Here is a 21026-nt window from a genome sequence, read left to right on the forward strand (position 1 = left end):
CGCGTTCTCACAGATCTCGGGTGGCGCGCAAGGCGAACAGCAGTGGGATGCGCGGCTCGTCCTCCGGCAGTCGCCACCACCCCGGCTCCACCTGAACCATGTTCGACCAACGCGGCCACTGGAGTTCTTCGGTCTCGCGCAGCCCTTCGATCCGCAGTCCGGCTCCGGCCAACGCGGTGATCAGCGTGCCGATGCCGTGCCGCCACTCGTAGGCCCGCGTCGAGCCCGACAACGCCGGACCGTCGGTGTAGGTGTGCGTCGAGTTCTTCTCGATCGCGCCACGGCCTTCGAGGTAGTCGTTGCGCAGCAACAGGTCCGGGCCGTCGTCGGCGTGCTGGCGCGGTCCGAGCGCGTTGAACAGCGGGTGGAAGTCGACGATGTACGCCAGCCCACCGGGTTTGAGCAGGTCGGCCACCACGGCTGCCCACGCGGGCAGGTCCGGGAGGTAGCAGAGCGAGCCCTTCGCGGTGTAGACGACGTCGAACCGCCGTCCGCCAAGGGCTTCCACCGCGTCGTAGACGTTGGCGTGCACGAACTCCACGTCGTCGCCCGACCGCTGCGCGCGGGCGCGGGCCTCCTCGATCGCGGCTCCGGAGAGGTCGAGTCCGACCGCGCGAGCGCCGTGGCGGGCGAACGCGACCACGTCCGTGCCGAGGTGGCACTGGAGGGTCAGCACGTCCCGGCCGGTCAGCTCGCCGAGGTCGGCCCACTCCCAGTCGGCGAACCACGTCTCCGGATCACGTTGGTAGAACCGGCTTTCCGCGTGGATCGGAGTGCGGGCGTCCCAGTTGGCCTGGTTCGCCCGCATCTGCTGCTCGCTGCCGCTGTCCACGGCGCGAGCCTAGCTCGGTGGTCCCCGGGGTTGGGGGCGGTTTGCGATCGCTGGGGGCCGGGTCGGGGGTACTTGAAGACGCCGGAACTCGGCGAGCGGTCAGGAGAGGTGGAGGGCTGCTCGGGCGACGGCGCGCGCGTGTGCGGGGTCCTTGGCGGAGAGCACCGCGCGGGCGGCGTGGCGGCACGCGTCCGCGGTCACCCCGGCGAGCGTGGAGCCCACGCGGGCCAGGGCGGCGGCGTTCATCGACAGGCTCGTCACGCCGAGGCCGACCAGGACGCAGCCCAGCGCGGGATCGGCCGCGGCCTCACCGCACACGCCGACCGGCTTGCCCAGCTCCGCGCCCGCGTCGCCGACCAGGGCGATCAGCCGCAGCAGCGCGGGCTGCCACGGGTCGTTGAGCGCGGCCAGCGCGCCGAGCATGCGGTCGGCCGCGAAGACGTACTGCGCGAGGTCGTTGGTGCCGAGGCTGACGAAGTCCACCTCGGCCAGGATCTCCTTGGCGGACAGGGCCGCCGCCGGGACCTCGATCATCACGCCCGCCCTCGGCAGCCCGGCGGCGCGGACCCGCTCGGCGAACCAGGCGGCCTCCTCCGCGGTGGCCACCATCGGCGCCATCACCGAGACCTCGGCCCCGGAGTCGGCCGCCGCGCCCGCGATGGCTTCGAGCTGGCGGTCGAGCACGCCCTGCTGTTCGCGGCCGATGCGCAGGCCACGGACGCCGAGCGCGGGGTTCGGCTCGTCCTCCGGCGTGAGGAACGGCAGCGGCTTGTCCGCGCCCGCGTCCAGGGTGCGCACGACGACCGGCTTCCCCCGGAACGGCGTCAGCACCTTGGCGTAGGCGGTGCGCTGCGCTGCGACGGAGGGCTCGGTGGTCGCGGAGAGGTAGCAGAACTCCGTGCGGAACAGGCCGACGCCCTCGGCCCCCGCGGCGACCGACGTCGTGGCGTCGTCGGCGGAACCCACGTTCGCGATGATCTTGACGCGCTGGCCGTCCGCGGTGCGCCCGGTGCCGTCCCACTCCGGTTCGGCCTGCACCGTCGCGGCGACGACCTCGACCGGCCCGTCCGGGACCTCGACGGCTCCGGTGCTCCCGTCGACGACCAGTCCGACCGCGTCCAGCGCCAGCACTCCGCGCACGGCGACGACGGCGGGGATGCCGAGCGAGCGGGCGAGGATCGCGGTGTGGCTGGTCGGCCCGCCCTCCTCGGTGACCAGGGCGAGCACCATGGCCGGGTCCAGCCCGGCGGTGTCGGCGGGCGCCAGGTCCCGCGCCACCAGCACGCTCGGGCCGGACAGCTCGGGGACGCCGGGCGGGTCGATGCCCAGCAGCTCGGCGACGATCCGGTCCCGCACGTCGCGGACGTCCTGGGCGCGCTCGGCGAGGTAGCCGCCTGCCGCCTCCAGTCCGGCGGCGAAGACGTTGGCCGCCTCGAAGACGGCGCGCGGGGCGGGCAGAGCGCGGTCGCGCACGAGCTTGGCGGCCTGCTTGGCGAGCGCCGGGTCCATGGCCATCGCCGCGGTGGTCTCCAGTACCGCGCGGGAGTCGCCTTCAACGGTCGCGGCCTTGGCGTTGAGCCGGTCGGCGACGATCGCGGCGGCGGGAGCGATGCGGCCCGCCTCGGCCTCGGGGTCGGTGGGCGCGGGAACGGCCGATGGCTCACCGAGCGGGTCGGCGACGCGGACGACGGGGCCCGAGGCCCGGCCGGGGCTGACACCGACACCTGTGAGCTGCAACGCTGCCATGGTCTAGACCATATCGAACCTCGGACCAGCGTCAATACCGGGATCGCAGCGACTGATCACCGCAGCTGGTCACCCGTTCGAGTCACCGAGGGCGACCACCGTGCAGCTGAGCGTCATCGGCAGCCTAGGCTCCGGCGATATGAACGCCGAGACCCGATCCCGCCGCATCCGCATCATCGCCGGACTCGTCCTGCTGGCCATGGTGCTGTCCCCGCTGGCGTTCCTGCTCGCCTAGAACGGCTAGAACGGCACGCCGCAGCGCAGGACCACGTTCGCGTAGGGGCTGGCCTCACCGGTCCGCACCACCAGCTTGGCGCCCACGAGCAGCCACTTCAGCTCCTCGTGGGGAATGCGCCGCGCCTGCGGCAGGCGGTCGGCGAGCGCCGACGCGCAGGACGGATTGCTCCCGTCGATCTCGGTGGCGACCACGGCGGACTCCACCACGAGCTCGGCCAGCAGCCCGTCGAGCACCTGGAGGAACGTGGGCACGCCGAACGAGAAGGCCAGGTCGATCACCTGCGGCCCGGCCGGGATCGGCAGCCCGCAGTCGGCGACCACCACGCGGTCGGTGTGCCCGAGCCGGGCCAGGGCCGCGCTCAGCTCCCCGTGCAGGATTCCCCTGCGCCTCACCCGAGCACCTCGTCGGCACGCGGGTAGGAGGGCTGCGCCCCGTGCCGCGTCACCGACGTCGCCGCGACGCGGACCGCGAAGCGCGCGGCTTCGACCATGTCCTCACCCGCGGCGAGCCTCCCCGCGAGCGCTCCGGTGAACGCGTCACCGGCTCCGGTGGTGTCCACCGGGGTCACCCGCGGCGACGGAACCGTCTGGACCCCGTCGCGATCTGCCACCACAGCGCCCTTGGCGCCGATGGTCACCACGACCGAGCGCGGCCCGACGTCCAGCAGCCGGGCGGCCAGATCCTCTGGCGCACCATCGGATCCGAGCAGCCACGCGGCCTCGTGTTCGTTGACCACCAAGGGGTTCAGCGCCGCCAGCACCTCGGCGGACAGCTCAGCGGTCGGCGACAGGTTGAGCACCGGCCGGACGCCCAGCTCCACCGCTCTTGCGACCGCGTAGTCCACTGTGGACAGTGGGATTTCCAGTGACAGCACCATGACCGCGGCATCGGCAAGCACCGCACGGGCGGCGTCCACGTCGGACTCCGACACCGCGGAGTTCGCGCCGGGGGAAACGACGATCGAGTTCTCGCCGTCCGGGGTCACCATGATGTAGGCGTTGCCGGTCGGCCGATCGGGCCGCGCCACGTGGGAGACGTCGACGCCCGCTCCGCGCAACGAGTCCAGCAGCAGCGCCCCGTGCTCGTCCTCGCCGACCGCGCCGAGGAAGACGACGTCCGCGCCGAGCCTGCCCGCCGCGACCGCCTGGTTGGCGCCCTTGCCGCCGGGGGAGACGACCAGGTCCGAGCCCATGACGGTCTCGCCAGGACCCGGCCGCCGGTTCAGCGCGACCACCAGGTCGGCGTTCGCCGACCCGATGACCACGACCCGCCCAGAAGAGCTCACTTCTTGAACTCGGCCAGGTTCTCCTTGGTGACGACCTTGACCGGGACGTCGACCTTGGCGGTGACCGGCTCGCCCTTCGCCGCCTTCACGGCCTGCTCGACGGCGAGCTTGCCCAGCTCACGGGGCTGCTGGGCGATGGTGGCCGCCATGGTGCCCGCCTGGATCGCGGCCAGGCCGTCCTCGGTGGCGTCGAAGCCGACGACCTTCACGTCGCGACCGGCCAGCGCCTTGATCGCGCCGAGGGCCATCTCGTCGTTCTGCGCGAACAGGCCCTTCAGCGCGGCCTGCGTCGGCAGCAGGCTCGTGGTGACCTCCAGGCCCTTGCTGCGGTCGAAGTCCGCGGCCTGCTGCGCGGCGACCTTCACGCCCGCGCTCGCCTTGATGCCTTCGGTGAAGCCCTGGCCGCGGTCGCGCGCGGCGGAGGTGCCCGGGGTGCCCTGGAGCACCACCACGTCACCGGCGCCGCCGATCGCCTTGGCCAGCGCCTCGGCGGCCAGCTTGCCGCCCGCGACGTTGTCGGAGGCGATCTGCGAGGCGATCTTGGCGTTGTTCACCGCGCGGTCCACGGCGACCACCGGGATCTTCGCGTTCTCCGCCGCCTTGGCCGCCGGGGTGGCCTGGTCGGACTCGACGGCGTTGACGATGATCGCCTTCACGCCCTGGGTCGTGAACGTCTGCACCTGGTTGACCTGGGTGGCCGGGTCGTTCTGCGCGTCCTGGACGACGAGCTTCACGCCGAGGGCCTTGGCCGCTTCCTGGGCGCCGTCGCGCAGCTGCACGAAGAACGGGTTGTTCAGCGTGGAGACGGAGAGCGCGACGGTGATCTCGCCACCGGAGCCACCGGAGCCCGCGGCACCACCGCACGCGGCGGTCAGCGCGAGTGTGGCCACGGCGACGGCCGCGAACGCGGCCCGGCGGGTGAGCTTCATCTGGGTTGTCCCTTTCACCTGATCAACTAGTTGCGGAAACCCGCGACGTTGTCCTTGGTCACGACCTTGACCGGGACCTCGATCAACTGCCGGACCTTCTCCTTGCGGACGGTCTTCACCGCCTGCTCCACAGCCAGGCGCCCCAGTTCGCGCGGCTGCTGGGCGATCGTCGCCGCGAGGCTGCCGCCCTGCACGGCGGCCAGCGCGTCGGGCGTGCCGTCGAAGCCGACGATCATCACGTCCTTGCCCGCCCGCGCGCCGAGGGCCTTGGCCGCGCCGAGCGCCATCTCGTCGTTCTCCGCGAACACGCCCTTGAGCTTGGGCTGCGACTGCATCAGCGCGGTCATCACGTCCATGCCCTTGGCGCGGTCGAACTCGGCGCCCTTCTTGGTGACCACGCGGATGCTGCTGCGCAGGGCCATGCCCTGGGTGAAGCCCTCGTCGCGGTCGCGGCTGGCCGAGGTGCCGGAGATGCCCTGGAGGGTCACCACGTCACCGGGACCGACTGCCTTGGCCAGCGCCTCCGCGGCGAGCTGGCCGCCCTGCACGTTGTCCGAGGTCACCTCGGAGACGACCGGCCCGTCGATCGAGCGGTCCACCGCGACCAGCGGGATCATCGCGTTCCTCGCGGCGGTGGCGATCGGGGCGGACTGGTCGGTCTCCACCGCGTTGACCAGGATCGCCTGCACCTTCTGCGTGACGAAGGACTGCACGTCGTTGATCTGCTTGGTGGCGTCGTTCTGCGCGTCCTGCACGATCAGCTTGACGCCCATGTCCTTGGCCGCCTGCTCCGCGCCGTCCCTGAGCTGGACGAAGAACGGGTTGTTCAGCGTCGACACCGAGAACGCGATGGAGATGGCGGGCGCGCCGTCGTCGCCGGTCGAGCCTGAGTCGCACGCCGCGGTGAGCACCAGCGCGGAGGCTGCCAGGACCGCCGCTGCGACGCTCCGATGGCGACCGAAGTTCTTCATCGAAAGACTGACCCTTCCTGTGGAGATCACTTGTTCCGGCGGCGGAGCGTGTCGAACAGGACGGCGAGGGCGATCACCACTCCGATGACCACCTGCTGCCAGAAGGGCGTCACCTGGAGCTGGTTGAGCCCGTTGCGCAGCACCGCGAGCACCAGGGCACCGACGAAGGTGCCCGTGGCCCTGCCGACACCGCCGGACAGCGAAGCCCCGCCGATGACGACCGCGGCGATGGCGTCCAGTTCGTAGCCCACCGCTGCCTGCGGCCCCGCCGACGCCAGGCGACCGGCCAGCAACAGCCCGGCCACCGCGGCGAAGACTCCGGCGAGGCCGTAGACCACCAGGGTGGAACGGCGCACGTTGATCCCGGACAGCCGCGCGGCGTCGGCGTTGCCGCCGACCGCGTACATGGTGCGCCCCGCGTAGGTCCGGGTCAGGATGATTCCGGTCAAACCAAACACCAGGAGCATGACCAGCAGCGGAACCGGCAGGTAGTCGCCGATCGTGCTGCCGAGCGCGGTGATCTCGTCCGGGGTGGACTTCGGGGTGCCGTCGGAGACGACCAGGGTCAGACCGCGGGCCACGCTGAGCATCGCCAGGGTCGCGATGAAGGCGGGCAGCCTGCCGTAGCTGACCATGACGCCGTTGACCAGACCGGCGGCCAGCCCGGTCACCAGGCCCGCGACCAGCGCCAGCCAGCCGGGCAGGCCCGCCTCGGTGAACGACCACGCAGCGACCATCCCGGAGAGCGCGGCGACGCTGCCGACCGACAGGTCGATCCCGCCCGAAACGATCACGAAGGTCTGCCCGAACGCGAGCACCGCCACCACGGCGGCCTGCACGCCGACGTTGAGCAGGTTCTGCGCGGTGAGGAAGTTCGGCGCCATGACCGCCAGGGCCAGCACGAGCACGATCAGCCCGCCGAGCGCCCCGTTGTCGGACAGCAGCCTGCGCAGGTCGATGCGGTCGTCGTCCCGCTCGACCAGGGTCGTCGTCATGTCGCCTGCTCCCACGTCGTTTCCGCGATGCTCTCCTCGGCGGGCCGCGGGCGCCGGGTGTCGCGCTCCGCCTCCCGCCACGAGTCGGAGAAGCCCTCCGTGTGCGACCACCGGCTCGGCGTGACCGCACTGCCGGAGACCGCGAGGGCCATCACCGCGTCCTGGGTCGCCTCGGAAGCGGGCAGCTCACCGGCCACCCGGCCCGCCGACATGACCAGCACGCGATCGCTCATCCCGATCACCTCGGGCAGGTCGCTGGAGATCAGCACCACCGCGTGCCCGGCGTCGGTCAGCTCGTTGATCAGCTCGTAGATCTCCACCTTGGCGCCGACGTCGACCCCGCGCGTCGGCTCGTCCAGCACGAGCACCCGCACGTCGGCCAGCAGCCACTTGCCGATCACGACCTTCTGCTGGTTGCCGCCGGACAGTTCGCGCACCGGCTGGTCCTGTCCGGAGGACTTCACCCGGAGCCTGCCCGCCATCGCGGCGGTCCGCACCCGCTGCGCCTTCCGGTCGACGAAACCGCCCCTGGTCGCCGCGCGCATCGTGACCAGCCCGAGGTTCTCGCCGACGCTGGACGTGAGCACCAGGCCCTGGCCCTTGCGGTCCTCCGGCACCAGGCCGAGCCCGGCCCGCATCACCGCGCGCACGTCACCCGGCCTGGGGCGGCGGTCCGCGACCACGACCTCACCGGAGTCGTAACGGTCCACACCGAAGACCGCCCTGGCCACCTCGGTCCGCCCGGAGCCGACAAGTCCGGCGACTCCGAGCACCTCACCGGCCCTGACCTCGAAGGATACGTCCTCGAACGCGCCGCTCCTGGTCAGCCCGGAGACGCTGAGCAGGATCTCGCCCGGCTCCTGGGCCCGGCGCGGGTACTGCTCGGAGATCGTGCGGCCGACCATCACCCGGACCATCTCGTCCACGCTGGAGCCCGCGGGCAGCACGCCCACGCTCTCGCCGTCGCGGAGCACGGTGATCCGGTCGGCGATCCGCCGGATCTCTTCGAGGTGGTGGGTGATGAAGACCAGGCCGACGCCCTGTTCCCGCAGCTCGGCCATGATCTCCAGCAGCCGGTCGGTCTCGGTCTCGGTGAGCGCCGCGGTCGGCTCGTCGAGCACCAGCACCTTCGCGTCGGTGTCCAGCGCTCTGGCGATCTCCACCATCTGTTGCTGGGCGATGCCCAGCTCGCGCACCGGGGTGCCCGGATCGACCGGCAGGCCGACCCGCTCCAGCATCCCCCGGGCGCGGCGGCGGATGAGCGCGCGGTCGACGAAGCCGAAGCGCCGGGGCATCCGGCCGAGGAACAGGTTCTCCGCGACGGAGAGGTCAGGGACGAGCGTCAGCTCCTGGTGGATCACGGCGATGCCGAGCTTCGCGGCCTGCTGCGGCGAGCCGAGCCGGACCTCCCTGCCACCGACCACGATCCGGCCCGCGTCCGGGCTGTGCGCCCCCGCGAGCACCTTGACCAGCGTGGACTTGCCCGCGCCGTTCTCCCCGAGCAGCACGTGCACCTCGCCGGAGCGCAGGTCGAAGTCCACGTCGGAGAGGGCGAGCGCCCCGGTGAAGCGCTTGGTGATTCCTTCGGCTCGAAGGAGCTCGGTGCTCATCGCCTGGGGGCTCATCACAGCCTCTCCCCGCAGGACGCCCGGACGATGAGGCGCGCGTCGAGGTGCACTTCTCCCGGCTGCTCGCCGTTGATCAGCGCGAGCAGGCTGCGCACGGCGGCCCCGCCCATCTCCTCGGTGGGCTGGGCGACCACGGTGATCGCGGGCTCGAACAGCGGGAACCACGGCTGGTCGTCGTAGATCGCCAGGCCGACCTCGTCCGGGATGCGCCTGCCCAGCCTGCGCAGCTCCTCCAGCGCGCCGAGCCCCATCAGGTTGTCCATCGCGACCAGCACCGTAGGCGGTTCCGGCTGGCCGAGCAGCCACGACGCGGCGTTCGCGCCACTGCGGCGGCGGAAGTCCCCGTGCGTGACCAGGTCGGGTGACAGCGGATGACCGAGTGTCCGCAGTGCGTCGTTGAACGCGTGCAGCCGCTCGCGGCCGGTGCTGGTGTCCTCGGGGCCAGAGATCACCCCGATGCGGCGGTGGCCGAGCCCGACCAGGTGCGCCGCCAGCTCGCGCAGCGCCGCCGCGCCGTCGGCGTAGACGACCGGGGCGCCGCCGACGTCGATCCGCCGGTCGAGCAGCACCAGCGGCACGTTGCGCGCGCTGACCTCGCTGACCCAGCCGTCGTCGTCGGTCGCCGGGCACACCAGCAGGCCGTCCACCCTGCGGTCGAGCAGCGTGCGCACGTAGCGCTCCTGCTGCTCCACGTTCTCGTCGGCGTTGCCGAAGATCACCACGTAGCCGTGCTTGCGCGCCTCGTCCTCGACCGCGCGGGCGATCTCGGCGAAGAACGGGTTGAGCAGGTCGCTGATGACCAGGCCGAGGGTCTGCGTCGAGTGCACCCGCAGGGAGCGGGCCAGCACGTTCGGCCGGTACTCCAGCGCGTCGACGGCGGCGAGCACCCTGGCGCGGGTTTCCGGGGTGGGGGCGGAGTGGCCGTTGAGCACCCGGGAGACGGTGGCGGTGGAGACGCCCGCGCGACGCGCGACGTCCTTCATCGTGGCCACCGTTGGCGCTCCTCCCATTGTGATCACGGGCGTTTTCACCGTGACACAAGCCGTGCGTGTATTCGATTACACGACCCGGTTAATCGAATACACAAGAAGGATTCCGGACTGAATCGAAACAGATGACTTCTGTGTCGACCGAAAGGCCGACATTCAGCCCAGCGGATGACACCCACGCGACGGAACGAGATGACGCGGTCCGGCTCCGTAGCCGGACGCGTCATCCCCTCCGCGGGCTCACCCGATGAGCTGCGCCGTCGTCCGGTGCATCACCAGGCGCCCGGTGGCGGGCGGCACCCGCTTCAGCCACGAGTCCACGTGGGTCTTGGTCGCGATCCGCATCAGCCAGGGCAGCGGCCGGTCGATCCCGGGGTTCGCAATCTCGGTACAGGCGACGAACGCGCGGGCCATGGTCTCCTGCACCAGCCGCTCGGCGTGGTTGATGTCGCCCGCCAGGCGCAGGCAGTACTGGAACAGCTCCGGCCGCAGCGGCTCCAGGCGGTGCAGGAAGTCGCGCTTGGCGTTGCGCACCGTGTGGATCAGCTCCGGCTCCAGCACCACCGAGGCCACCGCGATGGCGCGCTCGGCGAACCGGGGCATCCGGGTGGTGGAGGTGGTCTCCAGCGCCTTGGCCGCCGCGGGCACCAGCTCGTCCAGCTCGTCGCGCTCCTGGAGGCCGATCCGCTGCTGCAACCGCCGCAGCGAGGCGGGCGCCCACCAGGTGAACTCGCCCTGGAGCTTCACCAGGGCCGGGACCAGCAGCATCCGCACGATGGTGGCGTCCAGCGCGAGCGCGAGGATCATGCCGATCCCGATGAAGCGCATCAGCGCCATGTCGGAGAACGAGAACGCGCCGGTGACCACGATCAGCAGCACGGCGGCCGCGCTGATCACCTTGCCGGTCTTGCCGAGGCCGATGCTCACGGCCTCCTCGGTGGTCGCGCCGCGTTCGCGGGCCTCGACCATCCGGGACATCAGGAAGACCTCGTAGTCGGTGGACAGGCCGAAGACCACGGCCGCCATCAGCACGACGACGCCCGCCTCCAGCGGCCCCGGCTCCACGCCGAGCAGATCGGCGCCGTGGCCGTCCTGGAACACCCAGACCAGCGCGCCGAAGGTCGCGGTCAGGCTCACCGCGCTCATTACAACGGCCTTGATCGGCATCATCACCGAGCCGAAGGCCAGGAACATCAGCACCATGGTCGCGCCGACCACCAGGCCGATCATCCACGGCAGCTGGGCGGCGGTGGCGGCGAGGCTGTCCACCACCTCCGCGGTGCGGCCACCCACCATGACCTCGGTGTTCTGCGGCTCGGAGAGGTTGCGCAGGTCCGCGACGGCGGTCTTGGCCTCGGAGCTGAGCGAGCCACCGGGCAGCTTCGCGCTGATCGTGGCGACGTCACCGGCGGCCTGGCCGGGCCGCACCTCGGTGACGCCGGGGACCTTGCCGACCTCGCCGATGAACTTCTGCACGGTCTCCGGCGTCGGCGCCTTGCCCTGGTAGCCGCGCAGCACGATCTGCGCGCCGTCCGCGCCGAGCTGCGGGAACTCCCGCATCAGCTGCTCGGCGGACTGGCGGGCGGAGTTCTCCTGGGGCAGCACCTTCTCGGTGACCGCGCCGAAGTTGACGCCGAGGAACGGGGCGCCGAGCACGAACAGCAGCGCCAGGATCGGCGCGGCGACGAAGACCGGGCGCTTCATCACCCAGTCGGCGAGCTTGCGCCAGCCCGGCCACTCGCGGTGCTGCACGGCGCCCTTGCCGCGCCGCCACGGCATGGACAGCGAGTCCACCCGGCGGCCGAGCACCGCGAACACCGCGGGCAGCAGGGTCAGCGAGAGCACGGCGGCGATGCCCACCGCGGCCATGCCGCCGTAGCCGACGGACTTGAGGAACGCCTGCGGGAAGAGCAGCAGACCGCCGAGCGCGATCACCAGCAGGGTGGAGGAGAAGGCGACGGTGCGGCCCGCCGTCGCGACGGTGCGCTGCACGGCGTCCTCGGTGGAACGACCGCCCGCCAGCTCCTCGCGGAACCGGCCGACCATGAACAGCCCGTAGTCGATCGCGAGCCCGAGCCCGAGCAGCGTGGCCACGTTCACCGCGAAGGTGTTCACGTCGCCGAAGACGGTGAGCAGCCGGAGCACACCGAGCGCGCCGAGGATGGTCAGGCCGCCGATGGCCACCGGCAGCGAGGCCGCGACCAGGCCGCCGAAGAACAGCACCAGCAGCACCAGCGTCACCGGCAGCGAGATCAGCTCGGCCCGCACCAGGTCGCTGTGCGAGGTCTCGTTGATCTCCTTGCCGAGCGCGTAGTAGCCGGTCACGGTGCTCTGCGCGCCGTCGACCGAGATCATCTCGCGGACCTCGTCGAACGCGGCCAGCTTCTCGTCCTCGTTGGCGCCCGCGAGGGTGAACACCGCGACGCCGCGACGCTTGTCCGGGGTGGCGAACTGCGGGTTCGGCAGCTGCCAGTAGGAGACGACCTTGGCGACCTTGTCCTTCGGCAGGGTGCTCAGCCTGCTGTTGATCCGCTGGCCCAGGTTCGGGTCGTCCACGGTCGAGCCCTGCGGCACGGTGTAGATCGCGACGAAGTCACCACCCGGCTTGCCGAGCGAGCTCTCCACCGCCTTGGTCGCCTGCACGGCCTCGCTGGTCGGGTCCTCGTAGCCGCCCTGGGAGAGCCGGTCGAAGACCCCGCTGCCCCACGCACCGCCCAGCAGCGCGATCAGCAGCACGGCCGCGACGACCAGCCAGCGTTGGCGGTGAACGATCGAACCCCAAGCAGCGAACACGAGCCCCTCCGGATGGCAGCAGTCCGGCAACCACAACCGTCCGGCCAGTCCGGCCTCTGAGCAGCAGATCAATCACTCTCAGTAGGAGATCCCGAACTTTTTACGCCAAACGGTGGAACGCGACAGAAGCTACTCGGGGGTATCCGCTAACGATAGCGTCACAGAAAGAAGTCTGATGTTGAAAGTAGCCTTTTCCAGGTGCAGGCAAACACGGTTGGGTGAAGCCTCTGTGGATCTTGCTTGTCAGGCCACAGGCTGGGGAGTCCTGGACGTTGCGGTGTCCTCCGGAAGGTCGTCGGACTCCTGGAGGCCGACTCGCTGCTGAAGCCTCCGAAGCGGCCCCGGCGCCCACCACGCCGCGTTGCCGAGCAGCCGCATGACGGCGGGGACCAGCAGCATCCGCACGACGGTCGCGTCCAGCACCAGCGCGAGGATCATGCCGACGCCGACGAACCGCATCATCGCCACGTCGGAGAAGGCGAACGCGCCGGTGACCACGATCAGCAGGACGGCGGCCGCGCTGATCACCCGCCCGGTCTTGGCGATGCCGGTGGCGACCGCTTCGGCATTGCTCGCGCCCTTCGCCCTCGCCTCGACCATCCGGGACATCAGGAAGACCTCGTAGTCGGTGGACAGGCCGAACACGACGGCCGCCATCAGCACCACGATCCCGGCCTCCAGCGGCCCGGGGGTCACCCCGATCAGGTCGGCGAGGTGGCCGTCCTGGAACACCCACACCAGCACGCCGAAGGTCGCCGACAGGCTCAGCGCGCTCATCACCACGGCCTTGACCGGCAGCAGCACCGAACCGAACGCGAGGAACATCAGCAGCAGCGTCGCGCCGATCACCACGACGGCCATCAGCGGCAGCTGCTCGATGATCGCGTCCAGCGAGTCGGTCACCTGCGCGGTGATCCCGCCGACCAGGAGGTCGGTATTCGGCGGCGGTGACACGGAGCGGATCGCGGTGACCGCGTCCTTGGCGGCGCTGCCCATCGAGTCGCCGGGCAGCTTCGCGCTCAGCGTGACGACGTCCTTGGCCGCCCCGGTCACCTGGACGGCGCTGACCCCGGGCACGTTGTCCACGGAGGCGGCGAAGCTCGCCACCGCACGCTGGTCGGGCGCGGAGCCGTCACGGCTCTTGATCACCAGCTGCGCGCCGTCGTTGGCCAGGCCGGGGAAGTTCGTGTTCAGCGTCTCGGTGGCCTGGCGGGTGGCGTTGGAGGCGGGCAGCACCTTCTCGGTGACCGCGCCGAAGCTCGCGCCGAGGAACGGCGCGCCGAGCAGCAGCAGAACGGCCACGATCGGCACCGCGACCAGGGCGGGGCGACGCATCACCCCGGTGGCCAGCCGGTGCCAGCCGCGACCCTCCTCCGCGGCGGCGCGCTTGTTCTTCCGCCACGGCAGGCCGAGCGCGTCCACCTTCTTGCCGAGCACGGCCAGCAGCGCGGGCAGCAGGGTCAGCGAGACCAGCGCCGCGATGCCCACCGCCGCCATGCCGCCGTACGCGACGGACTTGAGGAAGCCCTGCGGGAACAGCAGGAGCCCGGCCAGCGCGATGATCAGCAGCGTCGCCGAGAACGCGACGGTGCGGCCCGCGGTGGCCACGGTGCGGCGCACGGCGTCCGGGGTCGCGCGGCCCGCCGCGATCTCCTCGCGGAAGCGCCCGACCATGAACAGCCCATAGTCGATCGCGAGGCCGAGCCCGAGCAGCGAGGCGACGTTCACCGCGAACGTGCTGACCTCGGCGAAGGAGGAGATGACCCGGATGACGCCGAGCGAACCGAGGATCGCCAGGCCGCCGACGGCCACCGGCAGCGAGGCCGCGACCAGGCCGCCGAAGATCACCACGAGCAGGATCAGGGTGAGCGGGACGGAGACGAGCTCGGCCTTGATCAGGTCGGTCTGGGTGGTCTCGTTGATCGCTGCGGCCATCGGCACGAACCCGGAGATCTCCGCGCGCACGCCCTCGACCTGGAGCTTGTCCCGCAGCTCGGGGTACTGGCTGATCTTCTCGTTCTCGTCGCCGGAGCGGAGCGTGACCACGGCGATCCCGCGCTTCTTCTCCGCGTCGGCGAACTGCGGCGCCCTGGTGTCCCAGTAGGACAGCACGCGCTCCACCTTGTCGGTGGGCAGCGCGCGCAGCCGCTCGGTGATCTTGGTGGCGACCGCCGCGTCGTCCACGGTGCCGGTCGGCACGGTGTAGACGACCGCGAGGTCGCCGCCCTGGCGGCCGAGGGCCTCCTTGGCGGTGGCGCTCGCCCGCGCCGCCTCGCTGCCCGGGTCCTCGTAGCCGCCCTGCGAGAGCTGGCCGAAGACCCCGGCTCCCCAGGCCCCGCCGATGACCGTGAACAGCACGATCGCGATGGCCACCAGCCAGCGGCGGCGGTGGACGACGGAACCCCACGAGACGAACACGATCGAGCCCTCCAGGAAACTGGTGGTCCAGCGAGCGCTGCGGCTACCGTGCGAGAGCCGGCGCAGTCAGTAAACGGTGTTCACCCACCAGTTCGTCACCGTACGCGACGGTGAACACCGTTTACAACCCGATGGAGTGAGGTATGACCGAGAGCACTCGGCGCGAAAAGCTTCGGGCGGACACCGAACGGGAGATCCTGGCCTGCGCCCGTCGCCTGCTCGTGGAGGACGGCAGCCACGCCGTCACCCTGCGCGCCATCGCCCGCGAACTCGGCATCACCGCGCCCGCGCTGTACCGCTACTACGACTCGCGGGCCGACCTGCTGCGGCACGTCTGCGACGACATCTCCGCCGACCTCGCCGCGACGCTCAACCCACAGCTCAGCGCGATCCCCATCTCCCAGCCGACCGAGCGGGTGTTCGCGGTGTGCCGAGGCTTCCGGCAGTGGGCGCTGGCCCATCCCCGGGAGTTCACCCTCGTCTTCGCCACCAGCCCCGAGGAGACCGGAACCCCCGCCAACCGCCCCGCCCAGGACCACTTCGGCCGGGTGTTCCTGGAGGTGGCGGGCCCGCTGCTGAGCGAGCACAAGATCTACCCGTCTGGGTCGCTGGATGTGCCGGAGCGGCTGCGCGGCGAGCTGACTGCCTACCGCGACGACCTCGCCGCCAGCCTGGCCGCGGCCGGTCACCAGGTGGCGGGGGAGAAGCTCCAGCTCGGCACGATCTACCTGATCCTGCAGTGGTGGGCGCGGATGTACGGCCACGTGGCACTGGAGGTCTTCGGCCGCTTCCCGTTCGCGGTCAACGACGCCGAACCGCTCTTCGAGTCCATGCTCACCGAACTCGCCTCGGTCGTCGGCTTCTCTAGCTGAACGGAACGGCGTTCGGCTTGCAGGTGGTGCCGGGCTTGGGCAGCGCGCCCGTCGTGAGGTAGTCGGAGGTGGCGGCGATCGCGCACGTGGACTGCTGCGCGGTGATGTGCCCCCAGCCCTCCGAGATCAGCAGGCGGCTGTTCAGGGTCCGGCTCAGCTCGACGGCCCCGGCGAGCGGCGTCGCGGGGTCGAAGCGGTTGTTGATGATCAGCGCGGGCTTCTCGGTCTTCGCCGTCCACGGGCCGGTGTAGCGCTCCTTCGGCTTCGCCTGCCACGACGCGCACTGGCTGGTCTCGTAGGCGCGCAGCGTCGCGAAGTGAGGTGCGATCCGCTCCCGGCGCTCGGCCGCCGCCCACCACGCCAACGCGAACTTCGACGTGTCATCGTCGTTGCAGGTGAAGGCGCTGTAGGCGGGAGTCAGCTCGTTGTACGGGTTGTCCGGCTCGTATTCGTCCAAATAGGACACGACCTGAGCGAGGTCGGCACCGGCCTCGCCAGCGAGCGCACGATGCGTCAGGTCGAGCATGTAGTCGATCGTGGACCACGCGTTCGTTTGGTACAGCCGACCACCGACGTAGACGACGAGCTTGGAGTACGTCAGCGAGACCTTCTTGCCCTCCGGCGTGGTCAACGCCAGCGGCTTCGCCCGCAGCTTGGCGAGCAGCTCGTCGTAGGCGCGCGGCCCGTGCTTGGCGAACTGGCAAGCCTTGCCCTGCGCGCACAACCGCAGGAACTCGCGCATGGTGTCGCGGGTCGAGGTGTCCGAACCGATCCGCTCGGACGGCACGGAACCGATCGGCCCCTTGGTGGTGCTCGCCGGGTTCAGGACGCTGTCCAGCACGAACGAGCCGACGCGCGCGGGGAACAGGTTCGCGTAGACGGTGCCGAGCGCGACGCCGTAGGACTGGCCGAGGAAGTTCAGCCGCAGCTCGCCGAGCGCCGCGCGCACCAGGTCGAGATCCCTTGCCACGACAGCGGTCGAGAGGTGATCGAGCAGCTTTCCGGTGTGCTCGCGGCACTCCGCGGCGAACTCGGCGTCCTTGGCGGCGCGCTTCATCACCTCGGACGGGCTCACCGGAATGGTGGGCACTCCGGCGCCGAACGCGGCCGCCGCCTCCGGAGTCGCGAAGCACTTCACGGCGGGGACCGCCTTGCCGACACCGCGTTGGTCGAGCGCGATCACGTCGTACCGGTCCCATACCCGGTCGTCCCACGGCGCCGCCAGCTGCTTGGCCTTGATCAGTTCGAGGTACTGGATGGTGGAGAAGCCCGGACCGCCGCGGTTGACCACCAACGAGCCCAGCCGCTCCGCGGGCTTGCGCGCGGGTGCCTTGACGAGCGCGAGCGCGACGCGTGGACCGTTGGGATCGGCGTGGTCCATGGGCACCTCAAGCGACGCGCACTTGAGATCGGCGTTGCCCGCACAGTCCTTCCAGGACAACGAGTTCGCCTGCGCGGGCGCGACCCCGGACAACAACGCCGAAACCGCCAGGCCCACCACCGCGAACGCGCGGTACCGCCCCCCGATCATGCTCCCGACCGTACCGAACCAATGCGGCATTGGTTACGTCTCGCGTAACCAATGCCGCATTGGTTCCGTAAAGAACGCAGGGTTACAGCACGACGTTCACCAGGCGGCCGGGGACCACGATCACCTTGCGGGGCTCGCCGCCCGCCAGCGCGGCGACGATCTTCTCCTCGGCCAGCGCGGCCGCCTTGACCTGGTCCACCCCGGCGTCGGCCGGGACGACCACGCGCGAGCGGACCTTGCCGTTGACCTGGATCGGGTACTCGACGGAGTCCTCGACCAGGTACCGCTCCTCGGCGACCGGGAACGGCCCGTGCGCCAGGGACTCCTTGACCCCCAGGCGGTTCCACAGCTCCTCGGCGACGTGCGGGCACAGCGGCGCCAGCATCAGCACCATCGCCTCGGCCACCTGGCGCGGCGTGCCCGCCTCGGCGGAGTAGCGCTTGGTGACGTGGTTGTTCAGCTCGATCAGCTTCGCCGCGGCGGTGTTGTTGCGCATGTTCTGGTAGTCCTCGCGGACCCCGGCGATCGCCTTGTGCAGCGCGCGCAGCGTCTCCTCGTCCGGCGCCGCGTCGGTGACGCGCAGCGCGCCCGACTCCTCGTCGACCAGGTTGCGCCACAGCCGCTGCAGGAACCGTTGCGCGCCAACGACGTCCTTCGTCGCCCACGGGCGCGACAGCTCCAGCGGACCCATCGACATCTCGTACAGCCGGAAGGTGTCGGCGCCGTAGTTGTCGCACATCTCGTCCGGCGTGACGACGTTCTTCAGGCTCTTGCCCATCTTGCCGTACTCGCGGTTGACCTCCTGGTCTCCCAGGAAGTACTTGCCGTCGCGCTCGACAACGTCCTCGGCGGGCACGTACGAGCCGCGCGCGTCGGTGTAGGCGTAGGCCTGGATGTAGCCCTGGTTGAACAGCTTCCGGTAGGGCTCCTCGGCCGTGACGTGCCCCAGGTCGAACAGCACCTTCTGCCAGAACCGCGAGTACAGCAGGTGCAGCACCGCGTGCTCGACGCCGCCGATGTACAGGTCGACGCCACCGGGGTCGCCCGCGCCGTGCCTGGCCTCGTCCTTGCCGACCCAGTACTGCTCGGCACCCGGGTCGCACAGCGTTTCCGCGTTGTACGGGTCGATGTAGCGCAGCTGGTACCAGCACGAACCGGCCCAGTTGGGCATCGTGTTGATGTCGCGGCGGTAGGTCTGCTTGCCCTCACCCAGGTCCAGTTCGACCTCGGCCCACTCGGTCGCGCGGCCCAGCGGCGCGAACGGCTCGCTCTGCGCGTCCTCGGGATCGAAGGTCTTCGGCGAGTAGTCGTCGACCTCGGGCAGCTCGATCGGCAGCATGCTCTCCGGCAGCGCGCGCGGAACCCCGTCCGCGCCGTAGACGATCGGGAACGGCTCGCCCCAGTAGCGCTGCCGCGAGAACAGCCAGTCGCGCAGCTTGTACTGGACGGTGCCCTCGCCGACCCCGCGCTCCTCCAGCCACGCGATCATCCGCGACTTGGCCTCGTCGACCTCCATGCCGTCCAGGAAGCCGGAGTTGATCGCGGGTCCGTCTCCGGTGAACGCCTTGCCCTCGAAGCCCTCGGTGGGCTGGACGGTGCGGATGATGGGCAGCCCGAACGCCTCGGCGAAGTCCCAGTCGCGGGTGTCCTGACCGGGCACCGCCATGATCGCGCCGGTGCCGTAGCCGCTCAGCACGTAGTCGGCCACGAAGACCGGGACCTTGGCCCCGTTGGCCGGGTTCTCCGCGTAGGCGCCGACGAAGACACCGGTCTTGTCCTTGTTCTCCTGCCGCTCCAGCTCGGACTTCATCGAGGCGGCGCGGCGGTAGGCGGCGATCGCCTCGGCCGGGGTCGCGGCCCCTCCGGTCCACCGGCTGTCCACATCGGACGGCCACGCGTCCGGCAGCAGCGAGTCCACCAGCGGGTGCTCGGGCGCCAGCACCATGTAGGTCGCGCCGAACAGGGTGTCCGGGCGGGTGGTGAAGACCTCGATCGCGTGCTCGCCCGCGGTGAAGCTGACCCGCGCGCCCTGGGAGCGGCCGATCCAGTTGCGCTGCATGGCCTTGACCTTGTCCGGCCAGTCCAGCCGGTCCAGGTCGTCCACCAGGCGGTCGGAGTAGGCGGTGATCCGCATCATCCACTGGCGCAGGTTGCGGCGGAACACCGGGAAGTTGCCGCGCTCGCTGCGGCCGTCCGCGGTGACCTCCTCGTTGGCCAGCACCGTTCCCAGGCCGGGGCACCAGTTCACCGGCGCCTCGGACAGGTAGGCCAGCCGGAAGGAGTTCAGCTCGCGCTGCCGGTCCGACGCGCTCAGCTCGGCCCACGCTCGGCCGTCCGCGGTGGCGCGCTCACCCGCGGCGAACTCCGCCTCCAGCTCGGCGATCGGCCGGGCCCGGTTCACCCGGGTGTCGAACCAGGAGTTGTAGATCTGCAGGAAGATCCACTGGGTCCACCTGTAGTAGCCGGGGTCGATCGTGGAGATCCGCCGCCGGTCGTCGTGGCCCAGGCCCAGCCTGCGGATCTGCCGCAGGTAGGTCTCGATGTTGGCCTCGGTGGTCTTGCGCGGGTGCTGCCCGGTCTGCACCGCGTACTGCTCCGCGGGCAGGCCGAACGCGTCGAAGCCCATGGTGTGCAGGACGTTGCGGCCGTTCATCCGGTGGAAGCGGGCGAACACGTCGGTGCCGATGAAGCCCAGCGGGTGGCCGACGTGCAGCCCGGCCCCGGAGGGGTAGGGGAACATGTCCTGGACGAACAGCTTCTCGCGGCCCGCCGCGGCGTCCGGGTCGGCCAGGGAACCGGAGGGGTTCGGCGCGTGGAAGGTCCCGTTGTCCTCCCAGTGGTCCTGCCAGCGCCGCTCGATCCGGCCAGCCAGCGCCGCGGTGTACCGCTGCGCCGGTACCGCGTCCTGGGTGCCGCTCTCGGCGGCTGCCTCGGTGCTCATCGTCGTTCCCTTTCCTTCCCGGGTGCGGGCGTCCCCGCGCGAACACTTTCTGGCCCTAGCAACAACAAACCCCCCAGCCCAGGGAGGGCATGAGGGGTTGCCGCGCGAACCGTTCCGACGGTCAGCGCGGCTGGCTAAGGAGCAGAAAACCAGTGCTCACGCATACAGAGTACTCCCGGCCTCAACCCCCTTACCGCCCGGGCTGCCGCGCCGGTCAGCGGCTCCGCCGCTCCGGAGGGAGGATGTCGTGCACGTTCAGCTTGACCACGACCTCGTCGGTCACCGACACCTCAGCGGTGGCGGCGCCATCGGCGAAGGCCACCTGCCGGTAGCCACCGCCGTCCAACTCGTAGCAGAAGATCGTCGGAGTCCGTGCCGCAGAGAATTCGACCCGCCAGTAGCGGGGGATGCCGGCAGCGGCGTACGCGGTCGGTTTCTCCAGTCGATCGGTCCTGACCGTCGACGGTGACACCACTTCCACGGCGAGCAGGATCTCCTCGGCAGGCGTCACCACGGAGTCGGTCAATCCGCAGACCGCGACATCGGGAATGTAGCCACGGTCACCGACGCGGACGTTGATGCCGGTGACCGCGACGAGCCCGAGCCACTTGACCGCGTTCTGCAGAACGACCCTCAGCTCGTCCGCGACGTAGTTGTGCAGCATGGCCGGAGCTGGGCTCATGACGTAGTGCCCGTCGACAAGCTCAACGCGGTAACCCTCCACCGGCTCGAGGTTCAGCCAGTCGTCCAGGGTGTAGGGACCCAACTCCACGGCGCTGGACATCTCATTCACCGCCTCTCGCTGGTCTTCTTCGTCCACGTCAATTCTCCCGTTTGCCAAAATGGGAAGTCAAACAC

The 21026-nt window shown here is 70.7% G+C and carries 15 protein-coding genes; 1 reads left to right on the top strand and 14 read right to left on the bottom strand.

Features of this window, described 5'->3' with window-relative positions; genetic code table 11:
- Window positions 1-7 precede the first annotated feature (7 nt).
- From NLX83_RS09355 to NLX83_RS09405, 11 genes are all read right to left on the bottom strand, one after another.
- Window positions 8-832: a class I SAM-dependent methyltransferase gene (locus tag NLX83_RS09355; protein ID WP_254234432.1), complete on the bottom strand. Its 825-nt coding sequence runs from the start codon at window positions 830-832 to the stop codon at window positions 8-10.
- A gap of 99 nt (window positions 833-931) precedes the next feature.
- A complete protein-coding gene (gene ptsP / locus NLX83_RS09360; RefSeq protein ID WP_254234433.1) occupies window positions 932-2578 on the bottom strand; it encodes a phosphoenolpyruvate--protein phosphotransferase in 1647 nt (548 codons plus the stop codon).
- Window positions 2579-2818: 240 nt separating this feature from the next.
- Entirely contained in the window at window positions 2819-3208 is a 390-nt protein-coding gene (gene rbsD, locus NLX83_RS09365; RefSeq protein ID WP_254234434.1) for a D-ribose pyranase, read from the bottom strand.
- Window positions 3205-4101: a ribokinase gene (locus NLX83_RS09370; RefSeq protein ID WP_254234435.1), complete on the bottom strand. Its 897-nt coding sequence runs from the start codon at window positions 4099-4101 to the stop codon at window positions 3205-3207. Before NLX83_RS09370 ends, rbsD begins: the two co-directional genes overlap by 4 nt.
- A complete protein-coding gene (locus tag NLX83_RS09375) occupies window positions 4098-5030 on the bottom strand; it encodes a substrate-binding domain-containing protein (protein ID WP_254234436.1) in 933 nt (310 codons plus the stop codon). The genes NLX83_RS09370 and NLX83_RS09375 overlap by 4 nt, the downstream gene beginning before the upstream one ends.
- A gap of 26 nt (window positions 5031-5056) precedes the next feature.
- Window positions 5057-6001 (bottom strand): substrate-binding domain-containing protein, encoded by a 945-nt coding sequence (locus NLX83_RS09380; protein ID WP_254234437.1) that lies wholly within the window; start codon window positions 5999-6001, stop codon window positions 5057-5059.
- Window positions 6002-6027: 26 nt separating this feature from the next.
- Window positions 6028-6996: an ABC transporter permease gene (locus NLX83_RS09385; protein ID WP_254234438.1), complete on the bottom strand. Its 969-nt coding sequence runs from the start codon at window positions 6994-6996 to the stop codon at window positions 6028-6030.
- Window positions 6993-8621: a sugar ABC transporter ATP-binding protein gene (locus NLX83_RS09390; protein WP_254234439.1), complete on the bottom strand. Its 1629-nt coding sequence runs from the start codon at window positions 8619-8621 to the stop codon at window positions 6993-6995. Before NLX83_RS09390 ends, NLX83_RS09385 begins: the two co-directional genes overlap by 4 nt.
- Complete coding sequence (locus NLX83_RS09395) at window positions 8621-9607, bottom strand: LacI family DNA-binding transcriptional regulator (RefSeq protein ID WP_254236153.1); 987 nt, start codon at window positions 9605-9607, stop codon at window positions 8621-8623. The genes NLX83_RS09390 and NLX83_RS09395 overlap by 1 nt, the downstream gene beginning before the upstream one ends.
- A gap of 246 nt (window positions 9608-9853) precedes the next feature.
- A complete protein-coding gene (locus tag NLX83_RS09400) occupies window positions 9854-12478 on the bottom strand; it encodes an MMPL family transporter (RefSeq protein ID WP_254234440.1) in 2625 nt (874 codons plus the stop codon).
- A gap of 171 nt (window positions 12479-12649) precedes the next feature.
- Window positions 12650-14824, bottom strand: coding sequence for an MMPL family transporter (locus NLX83_RS09405; RefSeq protein WP_254234441.1), 2175 nt, complete (start codon window positions 14822-14824; stop codon window positions 12650-12652).
- 143 nt (window positions 14825-14967) lie between these two features.
- On the opposite strand from NLX83_RS09405, the gene NLX83_RS09410 reads away from it, so the two are divergent.
- Window positions 14968-15696 (top strand): TetR/AcrR family transcriptional regulator, encoded by a 729-nt coding sequence (locus NLX83_RS09410; RefSeq protein WP_254234442.1) that lies wholly within the window; start codon window positions 14968-14970, stop codon window positions 15694-15696.
- Here the strand turns inward: NLX83_RS09410 and NLX83_RS09415 are convergent.
- The 3 genes from NLX83_RS09415 to NLX83_RS09425 form a co-directional block, all read right to left on the bottom strand.
- Complete coding sequence (locus NLX83_RS09415; protein ID WP_254234443.1) at window positions 15689-17227, bottom strand: alpha/beta hydrolase; 1539 nt, start codon at window positions 17225-17227, stop codon at window positions 15689-15691. The genes NLX83_RS09410 and NLX83_RS09415 overlap by 8 nt on opposite strands.
- An 82-nt stretch (window positions 17228-17309) precedes the next feature.
- Complete coding sequence (leuS, locus tag NLX83_RS09420; protein ID WP_254234444.1) at window positions 17310-20168, bottom strand: leucine--tRNA ligase; 2859 nt, start codon at window positions 20166-20168, stop codon at window positions 17310-17312.
- Between the two features lie 214 nt (window positions 20169-20382).
- The gene (locus NLX83_RS09425; RefSeq protein ID WP_254234445.1) at window positions 20383-20952 is read right to left on the bottom strand and encodes a Uma2 family endonuclease; all 570 of its coding nucleotides are present in this window, start codon (window positions 20950-20952) and stop codon (window positions 20383-20385) included.
- Window positions 20953-21026: the final 74 nt, after the last annotated feature.

This window comes from Allokutzneria sp. A3M-2-11 16 (assembly GCF_024213555.1).
In the GTDB taxonomy this organism is placed as follows: Bacteria; Actinomycetota; Actinomycetes; order Mycobacteriales; family Pseudonocardiaceae; genus Allokutzneria.

What these genes read in the sequence shown, in the direction of transcription:
- ptsP (WP_254234433.1), bottom strand. Translation starts at nt 2,578, where the DNA reads ATGGCAGCGTTGCAGCTCACAGGTGTCGGTGTCAGCCCCGGCCGGGCC.
- NLX83_RS09375 (WP_254234436.1), bottom strand. Translation starts at nt 5,030, where the DNA reads ATGAAGCTCACCCGCCGGGCCGCGTTCGCGGCCGTCGCCGTGGCCACA.
- NLX83_RS09380 (WP_254234437.1), bottom strand. Translation starts at nt 6,001, where the DNA reads ATGAAGAACTTCGGTCGCCATCGGAGCGTCGCAGCGGCGGTCCTGGCA.
- NLX83_RS09385 (WP_254234438.1), bottom strand. Translation starts at nt 6,996, where the DNA reads ATGACGACGACCCTGGTCGAGCGGGACGACGACCGCATCGACCTGCGC.
- NLX83_RS09390 (WP_254234439.1), bottom strand. Translation starts at nt 8,621, where the DNA reads ATGAGCCCCCAGGCGATGAGCACCGAGCTCCTTCGAGCCGAAGGAATC.
- NLX83_RS09395 (WP_254236153.1), bottom strand. Translation starts at nt 9,607, where the DNA reads ATGAAGGACGTCGCGCGTCGCGCGGGCGTCTCCACCGCCACCGTCTCC.
- NLX83_RS09410 (WP_254234442.1), top strand. Translation starts at nt 14,968, where the DNA reads ATGACCGAGAGCACTCGGCGCGAAAAGCTTCGGGCGGACACCGAACGG.
- NLX83_RS09415 (WP_254234443.1), bottom strand. Translation starts at nt 17,227, where the DNA reads ATGATCGGGGGGCGGTACCGCGCGTTCGCGGTGGTGGGCCTGGCGGTT.
- leuS (WP_254234444.1), bottom strand. Translation starts at nt 20,168, where the DNA reads ATGAGCACCGAGGCAGCCGCCGAGAGCGGCACCCAGGACGCGGTACCG.
- NLX83_RS09425 (WP_254234445.1), bottom strand. Translation starts at nt 20,952, where the DNA reads ATGTCCAGCGCCGTGGAGTTGGGTCCCTACACCCTGGACGACTGGCTG.